At 68.6% G+C, this 12,974-nt stretch carries 16 protein-coding genes; 5 read left to right on the top strand and 11 right to left on the bottom strand.

Features of this window, described 5'->3' with window-relative positions; all coding sequences use genetic code 11:
* Positions 1-128: 128 nt before the first annotated feature.
* A complete protein-coding gene (locus F0U60_RS41130; RefSeq protein WP_395808151.1) occupies positions 129-686 on the bottom strand; it encodes a DUF4123 domain-containing protein in 558 nt (185 codons plus the stop codon).
* A gap of 14 nt (positions 687-700) precedes the next feature.
* On the bottom strand, positions 701-1,222 hold the full coding sequence (locus F0U60_RS41125; RefSeq protein ID WP_395808149.1) for a hypothetical protein: 522 nt from the start codon (positions 1,220-1,222) through the stop codon (positions 701-703).
* 147 nt (positions 1,223-1,369) lie between these two features.
* On the opposite strand from F0U60_RS41125, the gene F0U60_RS41120 reads away from it, so the two are divergent.
* Positions 1,370-1,600, top strand: a complete 231-nt coding sequence (locus F0U60_RS41120; RefSeq protein ID WP_203407227.1) for a hypothetical protein — start codon at positions 1,370-1,372, stop codon at positions 1,598-1,600.
* 33 nt (positions 1,601-1,633) lie between these two features.
* Here F0U60_RS41120 and F0U60_RS41115 read toward each other — a convergent pair whose 3' ends face one another.
* The 3 genes from F0U60_RS41115 to F0U60_RS41105 all read right to left on the bottom strand — a co-directional run bounded on the left by F0U60_RS41115 (position 1,634) and on the right by F0U60_RS41105 (position 4,731).
* Complete coding sequence (locus F0U60_RS41115; protein ID WP_395808146.1) at positions 1,634-2,212, bottom strand: HesA/MoeB/ThiF family protein; 579 nt, start codon at positions 2,210-2,212, stop codon at positions 1,634-1,636.
* Positions 2,213-2,224: 12 nt separating this feature from the next.
* Positions 2,225-2,470, bottom strand: a complete 246-nt coding sequence (locus tag F0U60_RS41110; RefSeq protein WP_395808144.1) for a hypothetical protein — start codon at positions 2,468-2,470, stop codon at positions 2,225-2,227.
* Positions 2,471-2,541: 71 nt separating this feature from the next.
* Positions 2,542-4,731, bottom strand: coding sequence for a site-specific recombinase (locus F0U60_RS41105; RefSeq protein WP_395808142.1), 2,190 nt, complete (start codon positions 4,729-4,731; stop codon positions 2,542-2,544).
* A gap of 233 nt (positions 4,732-4,964) precedes the next feature.
* On the opposite strand from F0U60_RS41105, the gene F0U60_RS41100 reads away from it, so the two are divergent.
* Positions 4,965-6,092, top strand: coding sequence for a hybrid sensor histidine kinase/response regulator (locus F0U60_RS41100; protein ID WP_395808140.1), 1,128 nt, complete (start codon positions 4,965-4,967; stop codon positions 6,090-6,092).
* A gap of 32 nt (positions 6,093-6,124) precedes the next feature.
* On the opposite strand, the gene F0U60_RS41095 is transcribed toward F0U60_RS41100, so the two are convergent.
* Positions 6,125-7,066, bottom strand: a complete 942-nt coding sequence (locus F0U60_RS41095; RefSeq protein ID WP_395808138.1) for a DUF1684 domain-containing protein — start codon at positions 7,064-7,066, stop codon at positions 6,125-6,127.
* A 104-nt stretch (positions 7,067-7,170) separates the two neighbouring features.
* Here F0U60_RS41095 and F0U60_RS41090 point away from each other — a divergent pair, with 104 nt between their 5' ends.
* On the top strand, positions 7,171-8,940 hold the full coding sequence (locus F0U60_RS41090; RefSeq protein ID WP_395808136.1) for a DUF6311 domain-containing protein: 1,770 nt from the start codon (positions 7,171-7,173) through the stop codon (positions 8,938-8,940).
* A 16-nt stretch (positions 8,941-8,956) separates the two neighbouring features.
* Here F0U60_RS41090 and F0U60_RS41085 read toward each other — a convergent pair whose 3' ends face one another.
* Together F0U60_RS41085 and F0U60_RS41080 are read right to left on the bottom strand one after the other, a co-directional pair.
* Entirely contained in the window at positions 8,957-9,439 is a 483-nt protein-coding gene (locus tag F0U60_RS41085; RefSeq protein ID WP_395808134.1) for a hypothetical protein, read from the bottom strand.
* 162 nt (positions 9,440-9,601) lie between these two features.
* Entirely contained in the window at positions 9,602-9,817 is a 216-nt protein-coding gene (locus F0U60_RS41080) for a DUF2905 domain-containing protein (RefSeq protein WP_395808132.1), read from the bottom strand.
* Positions 9,818-10,008: 191 nt separating this feature from the next.
* On the opposite strand from F0U60_RS41080, the gene F0U60_RS41075 reads away from it, so the two are divergent.
* Entirely contained in the window at positions 10,009-10,668 is a 660-nt protein-coding gene (locus F0U60_RS41075) for a DUF2231 domain-containing protein (RefSeq protein WP_395808130.1), read from the top strand.
* A gap of 18 nt (positions 10,669-10,686) precedes the next feature.
* Here F0U60_RS41075 and F0U60_RS41070 read toward each other — a convergent pair whose 3' ends face one another.
* Positions 10,687-10,950 carry a hypothetical protein gene (locus tag F0U60_RS41070; protein WP_395808128.1) on the bottom strand — a complete coding sequence of 88 codons (264 nt, stop codon included), beginning with the start codon at positions 10,948-10,950 and terminating at the stop codon, positions 10,687-10,689.
* Positions 10,951-11,093: 143 nt separating this feature from the next.
* Here F0U60_RS41070 and F0U60_RS41065 point away from each other — a divergent pair, with 143 nt between their 5' ends.
* Positions 11,094-11,675: a DUF2378 family protein gene (locus F0U60_RS41065; RefSeq protein ID WP_395808126.1), complete on the top strand. Its 582-nt coding sequence runs from the start codon at positions 11,094-11,096 to the stop codon at positions 11,673-11,675.
* Here F0U60_RS41065 and F0U60_RS41060 read toward each other — a convergent pair.
* Together F0U60_RS41060 and F0U60_RS41055 are read right to left on the bottom strand one after the other, a co-directional pair.
* Positions 11,654-12,028 carry a hypothetical protein gene (locus tag F0U60_RS41060; protein ID WP_395808124.1) on the bottom strand — a complete coding sequence of 125 codons (375 nt, stop codon included), beginning with the start codon at positions 12,026-12,028 and terminating at the stop codon, positions 11,654-11,656. The two genes, F0U60_RS41065 and F0U60_RS41060, sit on opposite strands and share 22 nt — an antisense overlap.
* A gap of 10 nt (positions 12,029-12,038) precedes the next feature.
* The gene (locus F0U60_RS41055) at positions 12,039-12,959 is read right to left on the bottom strand and encodes a hypothetical protein (RefSeq protein WP_395808122.1); all 921 of its coding nucleotides are present in this window, start codon (positions 12,957-12,959) and stop codon (positions 12,039-12,041) included.
* Positions 12,960-12,974: the final 15 nt, after the last annotated feature.

The following is a 12,974-nucleotide window of genomic DNA, read 5'->3' as shown; positions in this document are numbered from 1 at the left end:
GTACTGCTTCGGATTCATCGTGCTCGGCATCTTCATCGTCCGCATCGTCACCGCTCCTTTCGCAGAGAAGAGACGCCGGGCCCGAGAAATCCTGACGCGGTATTTCCCGGTGATTTTCCCGTCAGCCTTCAGGCCACCGCGTGGGCCGAGACTTCCAGGGGAGGCATCCCCGGCTGGCCGATGCGCATGGCGTACTGCAGCAGCGTCGTCCCATCCTCGCTCTCGGCGAAGAAGCTCCGCACGGGTCCGAACAACTGCTGGACCTCCTTCGCGGTGCAGGTGGGCAGGTACACTCGGAGGACGCGGGGATCGTAGTACCGGAAGTAGAGCTCCTTGCCCTGCTCGGTGCGCACCAGCAGCAGCGACTGCAGGTGCTTGCGCACGAGCTCCCTGTCACCCGTCGCCTGCAAGAACACTCCCCAGCTCTTGGTCCAGGCGTGCTCGATGAGCCAGGCCGGAAAGGGGGTGCCGCGCCTGAGCCTCACCAGATAGGGGGCCACCCGGCTCAGCTCTGGGGGCAGCACTCCGGAGAAGAGGCAGTCCACCTCCAGGTCGCTGTTCTGGACGGCGGGCAGGATGGCCTCGTCGCGGGCGGCATCCAGGAGCACATACACATCCAACAGGTTCCGCGCCTTGGGCGGCGGCCACACGTACTGGAGGATCTTCTCGACATGCGGAGCGGTCATCGCGGCTCACCGTTTCAGGTCGTGATCCCTCGTTTGATGTTCTCGCACACCTCGCAGAAAGGGGTGCCGTCCTGGGCCGCGCTCCCCAGGCAGCTGTCCTGCTGGGCCACGTTGACGTTGCGGGTGGGAGTGGCCTGGGCGGGCTTCGGCTCCTGGGCCAGCACCGCCGCATCGACGACGTCCTTGGGAACGGGGGGCGCCGGCTTCACGAAGAGGCTCAACGCGGGCTGCCTCGGCTCACGGCGGAACGCGACGAGCCGGCCGGACTGGAAGAGGTCGGTGAGCAGCCGCTTGAGCTGCCTGCTCTCCTCGGTGGGAGACAGGTCGGGCAGCACCCGGTCCATCGCGCCGAGCATCGAGCGAAGGGTGTTCAGGGAGTACCTCACCCATCCGTCGAATTCCCGCTGGAGCTCCTCAGGGGGCACCACGTGGGGGGCCTCTTCCTCGTCCAGCTCGAACTCCCGGATGACCTCATACTCATGGGAGGCGGTCTTGAGACGCCAGGCGCGTCGCTGGGCCTCGGGGGCGTTCTGCATGTCGCTCCTCGGAGTGTGTGGCGGGTGCTCGAATCCGCCGCAGCATACCGTCAACCGGAGGGACAGAGGAGGCGGGAGATGAAGAAGCCGGGTGAGCGGCTCTGGAGTTGCCCATAGACGAGGCCCCGGTGGTAGGGTGCTCGTCCCATGGCCAAGTCCCCTTGCCCCGTTACGCATCCGCAGTTCATGGAGAAAGCCGAACCGTTGAAGGTGGTGATCAACGGTCAGGAGATGATCGCCGAGGTCAAGTCGTTCTCGACGGGTTCCTTCGGCTGGTACATCAACGGCAAGACGACCGTCACTGTCGATGGCAAGCCGCTGTCGGTGCAGATCGGCATGAACCTGACCGTCGTCGGCTCGAAAGAGGCCGCGCGCTGAGCAGGGCGTCCTCGCGCCCCGCCCTGGAGCGGCTCAAGCGGCTGTAGGTGTCACCGCCACGAGGCTCACCATCGCGTCGCGGCGGGTGCCGTGCTTCACGAAGTCCTGCACCACCCGTGCGAGCGTGGCGCCAAGCTGGCCAATCAGGGGCAGGTGGGCGCCTCCCTCGCACGTGGCCTGGCCTTCGGTGTCCTCGGCGTCCGGGACGAAGCGCTCGTCCCAGCGCACCAGCCCGAAAGTGCCGTCTGCTGCCAGCGCTCCGTGCACCAGCGGCTTGTTCGCCTCCCTCGCGAACCCGCTCAGCAGCAGCCGGCTCGCCTGGTTGTCGAAGCAGTCCACGAGCAGGTCCGCGCTCCCGCACAGCGCTGCCACGTTGTCGCGCGTCACCCGCACGCCAAAGGCCTCCGCCTTCACCCCGTGCAGGTTGAGCAGCTGGAGCTTCAGCGCCTCCGCCTTGTTCTTCCCCACCGACGGCTTCACGAAGGCCTGCGCCAGCAGGTTCTTCGACTCCACCCGGTCGAAGTCGATGAAGACGAGCGTGGCCTCCAGGTTGCGGCACAGCACCGCCGCCGTGGAGCCGATGGCCCCCACCCCGCAGAAGACGATGCGCATGGCGGGCCCTCCTCACGCCCCGAAGGGCACCTTGGGTCGCAGGTAGATGCGATCCTCGCCCCGGGGCCCGCGGAACCGGTCCACCACGTAGTGGTTGAAGGTGTCCTCCGGCAGGTGGGCGATGTGCAATCCCGGCACTCCGCCCGAGCGCACCACCTCCACTGCGATGCGCCGAATGTCCACGTCCGTCACGTGACCGTCCAGCTCCAGGGGCAGGTCCGAGGACAAGCCGTTGAAGGTGATGTTCAGCGTCGCCATTTCACGTCTCCTTTTGTCGTGGGGGACGTGAAGGGACGAGGGTTCCTGACCGGGCTGTCAGACGCTGTGTCTCATCCGTGCCCGTGCCCCCCTCGGAGGGGCGTGCAGGAACGTGCCGCCGAGCGGACGCCGTAGGGCGAACTCGGGCGTTGGGCTGGCAGGAGCGGGCGCGGCGGAAGGATGAACCCAGACAGGGTGCGGAGGCCGCCGGCGAAGACCGCGAGCACCAGGCTCAGGAAGCCCACCGGCTCCAGGCCACGCGCTCGCACCGCCGCGGAGAGCCCCAACGAGAAGCTCACCAGCAGGTTGATGACTCCCACCACCACAATCCCCAATACCGCCCAGAGGAAGTCCGGCTCCATCAGCCGCTCGGGCCCCAGCGCCGTGCCCGCGAAGGTGAGCGTGCCGGCACTCAGGGTGACGTGCCGCACGTCCAGCGGCAGGCCGAAGAAGCGGCCCAGCGCGGGCGTCATGCCCAGCAGCAGGCCCAGGCTGACATTGGCTCCCAGGCCACACGCGTTACGTGCGAGCGCCTCGCCCAGCCAGCGTGCCCGCTTCTCACCCAGCAGGCCGATGAGGCCCCGATGGCTCGCGAGTGCCTCCGGCAGGCGCTGGTAGTGCACCCAGTTCTCCAGCCAGCCCCCGAAGACGCTCGAGCACCACAGCAGCACTCCCGTCAGGGCGGCGAAGAAGATCGTCCCACTCTTGAAGGGGTGCAGCGAGCGCACCACGTACTCCGCCTCCTGTTGCTCCAGCAGGGGCCGCCCCTGGAACACCTGGATGCCGAGTCCCACCAGCGTGACCGTGGCCACCACCGCGCCCAGGTTGCCGAAGACCGAGGCCAGCTGGGAGCGGGTGATGCAGGCCAGCCGCTCCATCAATCCACTCATCTCCTTGTCCCGAGCCTTCACGTCCAGCGACGCCGCCAGGGCCGCGCCCGTCATGGAGGGCTGCTTGGTGGCCAGCGTGAAGCCGAGCAACTGGATGAGCGTGAAGCTGAGGGCGTAGTTGGTGGCCGCCACCAGTCCCTCGAAGAAGAGCGGCAGCGCGGCGAAGGTGATGGCCAGTTTGAGCGCTGCCGTGCCCGCGGTGAGCAGTCCACCTCCCGCCGCCGCGCTCACCAGCCGGTGGTACTCGTCCTCGCTGGTGGTGATGTAGTGGCGGCCCACCTCACCGGTGTGCTCGAAGATGCGCCGCGAGATGCAGCGCACGCTGCCGCGCAGCAGCCCGGCCAGGCTTCGCTCCTCCTCGTACGCCCGCACCAGGGTGCAGAGCAGCCGGGTGGCGGCACCCGGCGTGACACCTGCGCGCTCCGGGGCGAGCAGCCACAGGAGTGCCTCCAGTCGATCCAGCGTGTGGCTGAGCTGCTCCAACCGGTAGACAAGGTCCGTGTCCACCGCGTGCGCATGCAGGTGGTTCAGCACCGCCTGTGCGGCGGCTCGGCACCCCGCGAGGGTTTCAGCGCAGGCCTCGCGTTGCTGCTCCAGCACGAGCCCTTCGGCGCCTGCACGCACCGTGTCCCGCAGCGCCTCGCACGCGCGAGGCAAGCGGATGAAAGCGGTTTGCGCGAGGGGCTCCGGTGGCAGCCGCGCTAGCACGTCGCTCGCCAGTCCGAGGGCACTCGCGCGCAAGGCGAGCACCGCCACGGCGTCGTCCACCGCCGCCTTCAACGGGGCGAAGGTCTGTGCTCCCAGTACGGCGCAGAGGGCGGCCACAGGCTCCTCCGACAGCTCGTCCAGCCAGGCCCGTTCCTTCTCTCCCGGAAACAGGCGCCACACCAGGGGTGCCAGTGCTCGCTCATCCGGGGCGGGCGGTACCATCCGACGGCCCAGCCGTGCCAGGGCCTCACCCAGGAGTCCTCGTCCGGCAGACAGGCCCGGCTCAGCGAGCAATCCCAGCGCGGAGGTCTCGGCGAGCACGGACGCGACGACACCTCGCAGGGCCTCGCACCACACCGGAGTCTCTCCGAGCACCTCGACCAGAAGCCGCAGGCGCGCCGAGCCCGCGGACTCCACCGGCGCCAGCCGCCCGCGCCTCGATGGCGTGGCTCCCGGCGCTCGGAGCCAGTGGGCCAGCTCCTCCAGCCAGCTCATGCGCTCTGCGAGCGGTGCTCGGGGCGGAGCCGAGGTCAGCAGCGCATGCAGCTCGCGCAGGCGCTCCTCCGTCTCGAGCGCATTCGGATAGCGGGCCAGCAGTTGTTCCAGAGAGGGGACTTGGGAGCCGGGCTCGGAACTCGGCGCGTGGACGGGGTAGTCGAACATGGGCAGTGGGATTTTTGTTCTCAAACCAACAGAGTTCAAAATGAGCCCACGGGGCCTGCCTGCTGCGCGGGCAACCCCTGTCCACACGCCATCCTGCCCCGCGGTGCGGGGTCATGGTTGGCCCATGTTCATCTTCCATGGGGGCGCTGGACTCGACTTGCATTTCGCTGTCTGCTCAGGCTTTCACGGAAATCATGATGTTGGCGGTCCTCGCGTTCAGGAGGCACTGAGGGATGAGCAGTCCAGGTCCGGAGAGCGAAGGAGTTGCCGCGCGCCTGCTCTTCGTGGCGGGTGAGAGCGAGACACGGCAGGTGTTGGAGCGGCTGCGAGGGACGGGACTGAACGTCTTCGCGGAGCGGGTGTGCACAGCGGAGGCGCTGACGGTGGCGTTGGCGCATTCCTGGGACCTGGCCGTCTGTGGCTCGGAGGTGACGGGGCTGGGCTTCCGAGAGGTCGCGCCGCTGCTGCGCGAGAAGGCGCCCTCGCTGGCCTTCCTTGTGCTCACTTCGCGATGGGAGGAGGAGGAGCTGAGCGCGGCTCTGGTGGCGGGGGCGCAGGGGTACCTGGACATGGGGCGGCTGGCGCAGGTGGTCCTGGAGGTTCAGCGGGAGGTGCGGCGGGCCATCGAGCGCCGCCAACGCCTCCAGGCCGAGGAGCGGCGCCAGCGCAAGAACGAGTTCCTGTCCGACCTCAACCACGACATCCGCTCGCCCCTCAACGGCATCATCGGCTACTGCGATCTCCTGATACTCGAGGAGGGTCGCCACCTGACGCAGAATGGTCTGCACGACCTGGGCATGGTGAAGAAGAACGCCCAGACGCTGCTCTCGCTCATCAATGACGTCCTGGCGCTCATCAAGCTCGAGGCAGGCCGGACGGATGTGGTGAATGAGCTGGTGAACTTCCGGGAGCTGACGGAGGAATGTGTCGGCGCGGTGCGAGAGACGCTCGAGGGCAAGGAGCTCGCGCTCACCACCCATCTGGCCGAGCAGGTGTACCTCCTGCGGACGGACGAGCTGAAGCTGCGACAGGTGTTGCTCAACCTGCTGGGCTACTCAGCCCAGGCCACCGCGTCCGGAAGGATTGCGCTCACCGCGCGGGCCGAGGGACAAGACGCCCTCCTCATCGTCGAGGACACAGGCGAGGGCATTCCCGAGGATCAGCTTCCGTTTCTGTTCGAGGACTTCTGCGAGGCGGAGGATTCCAGGGGACGCAAGGCGGCCGGCACCTCACTGGGGCTGGTGCTCGCCAAGGAGCTGACGCGGGTGCTGGGGGGCTCCCTGTCCGTGCAGAGCACCTTGGGGCAGGGCACCACCTTCTTCGTGCGGCTGCCCTGTCTCGTCGAGGACGAGGCCAGCTGAACGCCAGCCTCGTGGACGGCATGCGCGAGGGCTCAGTGGTCGCCGTAGCGCTTCTCGCCGGCCTCCACGCGCAGCTTCAGCCGGTTCTGCGGCGGCGGCAGCGGGCACGTGGCATAGGGAGAGAAGGCGCACGGGGGGTTGTAGGCCCGGTTGAAGTCCAGCACCACCTTCCCGTCCTTCGGCGGATCCGCGTACAGGAAGCGCCCTGCTCCGTAGGACTCCGTGCGATTGGTGAGGTCCGCGAAGATGATGAAGAGCTGCTCCGAGCTGTTCTCCTGCACCGGATCCAGCCGGTACTCCTGGCCGTTCACCGTGAAGACGATGGTGCCAGGCGAGGTCGCTTCATCCACCGTCCCGAGCACCGTGGGCACCGCCAGCTTTCGCGGGGTGGCCGCCGGCTCGAAGCGGGCCTCGATGCGCCAGGCCGTGCTCACCGGCCAGGTGGGAATGCCGTGGAATTGCTTGCGCGCTGGTGCCTCCGGATCCTTCACCCGGACGCCGAGCCGATCGCCCCGGCGAATGACGTAGAAGCGCAGCGAGCCCAGCATGAGCATGTCCTTCTCGCTCTCGCTGTCACTCACCTCGCCTCCGGTGAAAGGCTGGCCGGCCCGGGTGAGGGTGACTCCCGGCTGCACGGTCAGCGTCACCTTGCCGCCCTTGTTCGTGAGGGTGCCGATGCGCGCGGGGGTGCTGGCGGGGAAGACAAGGTCGTTGTCCTGGGCGGAGCCGAAGCGGTTGTCTCCTTCCTTCAGCCAGTGCAGGCCCACCAGGGAGAGCCAGCCTTCTTCGCTGGTGAGACTGGCGATGCGCTTCTGATGCCAGGCGCGCGTCTCCGCCTCGAGTTCGGAGTGCTTCGTATCAGGGGCTTTGGTGTCAGCGGGCTTCATCATGGCGGGCTTCACGGGGGGGCGGGTAGCGACCGCGGGAGTCGCGAACGCCAACGTCAGGAGGGGGGTTAGACGAGCAATTCGCATGGGTTGACCATCGCAAGACCGCTCGTGCTCGTCCACCCGCTTGGCGTCAGACCACCCAGCCCGGGCGAGACGCCCACCCCTCTCTTCCGCTAAGGGGGGGGCCAATGGGTGACGCGATGGGTGCCGTGAAGAACATGTGGGCTCGGGGCCGCGAGTACGTGGCCGCGCTGCTGGCGGGAGCCTTCGGGGTGTTCTGGTTCATCCAGAGCCACGGCGACCGGGCGCTCAACCCCCAGAAGGTGGACTGGTTGATGGAGGGGGATTGGTCCACCCACCTGGTGGGATGGCTCTTCTTTCGCAACGAGTCGCTGCGCTTTCCCCTCGGTGCCGTGCCCAGCCTGGCCCATCCGCTCGGGACGACGGTGGGCTTCACGGACTCCACGCCCCTGGTGGCCTTGCTCCTGCGCCCGTTCGCGGGCGTGCTGCCCTTTCCCTTCCAATATGTGGGGCTCTGGCTCGCGCTCTGCTTCTTCCTCCAGGGCTTCCTGGGCAGCCGGCTGACGGCGCTGTTCACCCCCCATCGGCTCGCGCAGCTGCTGGGGGGCATCCTCTTCGCGCTCGCCCCCGTGCTGGTGTCGCGCATGGGCCATGAGAGCCTGTGTGCGCACTGGCTCGTCCTGGGGTTGCTCTGGGTGAACCTGCGCGACTGGCCGGACGCCGCCGCGACCCGTCGAGCCCTTGCGGTGACGTTCCTCCTGGTGGGCCTGAGCGCCACCATCCACCCCTACCTGTCAGCCATGGCGGTGGTGCTTGGCGCGGCGGCGCTGGTGCGGCTGCGGCTGGTGGACAGGACGCTCTCCTGGCTCGGGCTGGGGCTCGGCCTGGGGGGGCTTGTGGCGCTCCTGCTGGCCCTGTTCTGGCTCTTCGGCTACCTGGGCACGGGCACCCCGTCTGGCATTGAGGGCTTCGGCCATGTCTCCGCGGACATGCTCACGCTCATCAACCCCCTGGACTGGTCCCGGCTGCTGCCCACCCTGCCCATCGCGGCGCGCGTCCAGGGCGAGGGCTTCGGCTACCTGGGCGCAGGCGTTCTGCTCCTGCTCGGGGTAGGCGTGGGCTCCGCGCTGCTCGTGTGGCGGAGGTGGCGCTCGGACTGGACGCCTCAATGGAAGCGCGTGGTGCCCCTGGGGGTGTGCTGCCTGCTGCTCGCCGTGTACGCGTTCTCCTCTCGTGTCACCTTCATGGGTCGGCTGGTGTTGGACCTGCAGGCGCTCTACCAGCCGGTGTTGCGGCTCGTGGAGCCGTTCCGCTCCTCGGGGCGCTTCATCTGGCCCCTGCACTACGCCCTGCTGACAGGCGCCATCGCGCTCGTGCTGGGCGTCTGGCGCCGCCGGCCGTGGGTGGGAATGGGTCTGCTCGCCCTCGCGGTGGGCGTGCAGGTGTTCGACCTGAGCCTGGCGGTGAGGCGGGAGCGCTTCCAGCCCCTCTCCTGGAATGGCCTGCGCTCCCCCGACTGGCGGCGGATGAAGGAAGACTACCGTCACCTCGTGCTGTTCCCGCCGCAGCTCCACGACGGCAATGGCCGGGGCTGTCCCTATCCCGGTCGTGGCGCGCCCTTCAGCCCCATGTTCGCGTATCACGCGGCCTCGCTCGGGATGACCTTCAACAGCGCGTACCTTGCGCGCGTAGACCCCGCAGCGGCCCAGGCCTACTGCACCGCGCTCCAGCAGGAAGCCGAGCGCGGCGAGTTCCAGCCCGACACCGTCTACGTGGTGCACCCCGCGCACCTGGCGCTGTTCCTGCGTCATCCGGAGCGGATGGTGTGCGGCAGGCTCGATGGCCACGCGGTGTGCGTCTCCTCAGGCAAGGAGAGCGCGTTCCGCCGGGTGCTCGAGTCGCGGCGGCTCCAAGCTGCTCCGCTCGCCAGTCCGTGAGGGGAGGGGAGAGGTTCTAGCGGCGGCCGGTGGCGCGCTTCACGGCGCGTCGGGCGGCGGCCGGAGCACGCTTGGCGACCGTCGTCGTCTTCGTGGCGGCGCGCCTGACCAATGTCTTCTGGGCAGGGCCGGCCTTCTTGGTGGGCCCCTTCTTCTGCGAGGCTGAGGGCTTGCGGCCACCCACCTTCGGTGTGGTGCTCCAGCCCTCCTTCTCGCGGAAGGTCTTGGTGGTGGCTCGCGTGTTCTTACGACGCGCGGCGGCCCTCTTCTCGCCGGTGGGGGCTGGGCGCTTCTTCTCGGGCTTGCGCTTGGCGACGGTGCGTCCCTTCCTGGCCGGCCCCGGTGGCCCGGACTTGCCCATCTTGCGTCGGGCACCCGCCTCGCCCGTGGGTGTCACGGAGGCGGGAGCCTGTTCGGGTGGATTGGCGGTGGGGGCCATCATCTCGGCCGTGTTCTGGTGTTCGGCCTCCTGGGGCGGGCGCGGTGACTCGCTGGACATTCGGTGCTCCTCCTTGAGTGAGCGATCCACGCCTGGTCACCGGATGTCAGCGTCCAGGCGTTGGAGGGGTGGAGTGAGCTCCACCCGACGAATGCGTAAGCATCGCGAGGCCATGATGCTCGGACGTGGAGATGCGCGGCACGAGCGACGCGCGCGCCGGTGCTACAGGAGCCGCCGCAGGACGAAGGCCATCAGACTGAGCAGCACCGAGAGCAGCAACATGGAGGCGAAGGGGACGTAGATCCGGGTGTGCTCACCCTCCCAGCGCAGGTCGCCCGGCAGGCGGCCAAACCAAGACAGCGCGCCCGAGTACACCAGCAGCCCGATGACGACGAGGACGGCCCCCGCCACCATCAGCATCAACCCCGTCGGCTTCACCCTGTCCTCCTACGCGCGTGTCGTGGCCCGTGGTCTGCCCATGTTCGGCCACTTCGACAAGGGGGATGCTGCCTCGCCTGCCCCTCCCTGAAGTGCCCCTCTGCCTGGGAGTGGCTTCCGTGGGAATCCAGTGGGACAGGTTGTCCGCCGGGTGGTGCGCACCAAGGTTCCCAGGACGAGGAGGGAATTCCATGCAGATGCGCGTACACGAGCTGCACCCGACGTTGATCCATGCCCCGTTGGCGCTGCTGCCGTCCACGGTGGTCGTCGACCTGACGGCGGCGCTCACCGGAAACCAGAAGCTGGACACGGCGGCCCGGACGTTGTGGTGGACCACCGCGGCGAGCGGGTTGATGGCGGGCCTGGCCGGTATGGCCGCCTCGCAGGAAGTGAAGGCGGATCGGCACACCCGGGACATGATGTTCCTGCACGGCCTGGGCAATGTGGTCATCGTGCTGAGCGCGTTCGGGGTCGCCGCCTGGCGCACCGCCCACCGCTCGTCGCTGGTCTCCAGTCTGCTGGGACTGGGCTCCTTCGCCTTTGCCACCTACACCGGCTGGTTGGGCGGCGAGATGGTGTATTCGCACGGCGTGGGTGTGAAGGAGCTGACGATGAAGGATGCGGAGCTCGACCAGCTCAGCCCTCCGCTGGCTTCGCGTCAGGCGCCTGTGCGCATTCTTCGCGACGCGGTGAAGGGCCTCGGGTGGTTGCTGGGGCGCGCCCGTCGCGTCTTCTCGGGTGACGAGCAGCTTGATCCGAGCGCGTTCGGCGTGGTGGCCGTTGAACAGAGGCTGACGCAGCAGTCGCAGGCCACGCCGGGTGACGTCCGGTCCGAGCTGCGTCCCGTGTGAGCACTGCCGCCGGCGCGCTCAGCGGCCGCTCTGCTCCAGGGCGTGCCGCAGGGCCAGGGCCATGCGCCGGACGGCGTAGCCCTCGAAGTCCTCCAGCGGATCCAGGTGTGATGGGAAGACCTCGAGCAGGCTGTCGAGGTAGCGGAGGGTTGGGGGAATCGCACCCGCCCTTCTCTCCGCTGCCTCCTTCGAGGCCAAGGTCTCCTCCAACAGGAAGGCCCCCGCCACTAGGCTCTGCCACCGGTCCGTACGCCCGCTTTCGTCGGGAAGATCCGCGCTCACTGCTTCATCCTAGAGCACGCGAGGTGCTCGGGGAGCCTGGGATCTCCGTGTGTCGGATGGTGTGTTAAAGAGGGGGGTGGTGTCAGATGGCAGCGACTGGTGACCAAGTTGTAAAGTTATGGCCAATGGATACGCGTGAGGCCGTGCGAAGCCGAATTGCGCTTGCCTTGCCCGATGAGCGCACCCATGGGCAGATGTTGGTGGACACCCTGGGCGGTTTTTCACAGCTCTATGGTTCCGAGGTGGCGGAGCAGGCGCGAGCTGCGGCCTCCGTGCCCGTGGAACTTGGGCTCTTCTCGTGCCCCATTGCGGAGCTCCTGCGTGTGACCGACGCGGGAGCGAGCGCCGCCGAAGCTCAAGGCCTGGATTCTTATTCGGAGGCCTTGGAGCGGATCGGCATCTTCCTGGCGGGCAGCTATCAACGCTCTCCTGTGGGCCAGGCGTTCCGGCGGATCACCGGCTCGGACGTGCTCAAGTCCATGGAGTTGTCGATGGCCTCCACCCGGGCCGTCACCACGTATGGGAACCGGCGGTTCGAGCGGCTCGGCCCCTCCTCGGCTCGCATTGTCTTCAAGCGGGAGCTGATGGGCCCGCTGTGGATCCGCGGCATCTATACGAAGGCGTTCCAGGCGAGCTCCGGGCTCGACTCCCTGTCGGCCAGCGTGGAGTTCCACCGGGAGCCGGGCATGGACTTCGCCTTGCTCTACACGTGGACGTTGTCCTGACGGAGCTGCATCCTGGACTCGGCCCGCAGGCGCCCGGTCCAGTGGGGCTCTTCGGTGACGAGGCGCTCCTCGCCGTGCTCACGCACCACCATGCCGTTGGGGGCCACCACCGAGAAGCGCACGGGCCGGCCGAGCGCCAGGGTGAGTGCCCCCATCGTCGTCTCGTCCTCGGCGCTGAAGGCCAGCGGTCCCACGGGGTGGCTGTGAGCAATCTCCTCCAGCTCGTCGCGCAGCCGCCAGATGGCCTCCCACCGCGCGCGAGAGTCCGGCAGGGCCACGGGGCTGTCCGAGGCATCGCTCCACAGCACCTTCCCGTCTCGGCCGATGAGCAGACAGACTTCACGCGGCTGCATGGCAAGCCCCTCACGCGTGCCGGGTGATGACCAGCACGTCGTCCTCAATGGCCTCGCGGATGACCGACGGCAGGCTCTCCAGCGTCACCTGTCGATCCTCCCCCGCGAGGCAGATGCCCGCGTCCACCACCCGCAGCGAGTCCGCTTCCACGATGCTGATGAAGCGCTCGCCCATGAAGCCGAACGTCACCTCGAGCCGCTCATTCTCCAGCCGCCGCGTGTCGAGCAGCCGGGCTCCTGCTGACTCCAGTGCCCGCTCCACCCGCGCGGTGCCCTGGGGCTGCCGCTCCTGGTGACGCGGAGCGCTCCGCGGCCGTGCCTCCACCACCCGCGCGTGGACCGCGCGCTCGGTGGCCAGTGCCCGCAGCCGGGCCTCGGCGACGGGACGCCCTCCCTCGGCCACGGACAGCACCTGGCCACGCACCTCAACGGGGGAGAAGCGGATGCCGAGCGCGCGCGAGGCGCCCTCCAGCACGGCATAGCCAAAGGCTGCCCGCAGCGAGGCCGGCACGGCCTTCACCTCCGCGAGCGTCCGGCCCTCCTCCAGCATGAGGCGTGCGTTGCCCTCCGCCTCGCCCTCGAACTCGAGCGCCTCGAAGACGAGCGTGCCGTCATGCCAGCGCCGGGCACGTACCGGAGAGAAGCGCGGCGGCTCCTCGTCGGGGAGGAGTTGCACCGGCTCAGCCACCGCGCCCTCACGCACCAGCCGCGTGCCCCAGAGATGTCCACGAAGGAGCGGGAGCCCGTCGAGCCCTTCTGGCCCGGCCGGCTCCCGCGCGGTGGCGGTGCGCCCCTGAACGTCGAAGCGCCACCACCCGGGAGCGGGCGGCGTGGTGACGCGGAGGCGCCGCGAGGGCGCGTCGACAGAGGGGCCGCCGAAGTAGGGCAGCACCGCCGATTCCACCTTCCCGAGGAACTTCCGGTAGTCCACGACACCCACTCCTCT

This window comes from Archangium minus (assembly GCF_044360475.1).
GTDB lineage: Bacteria > Myxococcota > Myxococcia > Myxococcales > Myxococcaceae > Archangium > Archangium minus.
Note: the sequence above shows the minus strand (reverse complement) of the source record. Positions and strands in the feature narration are given on the sequence as shown.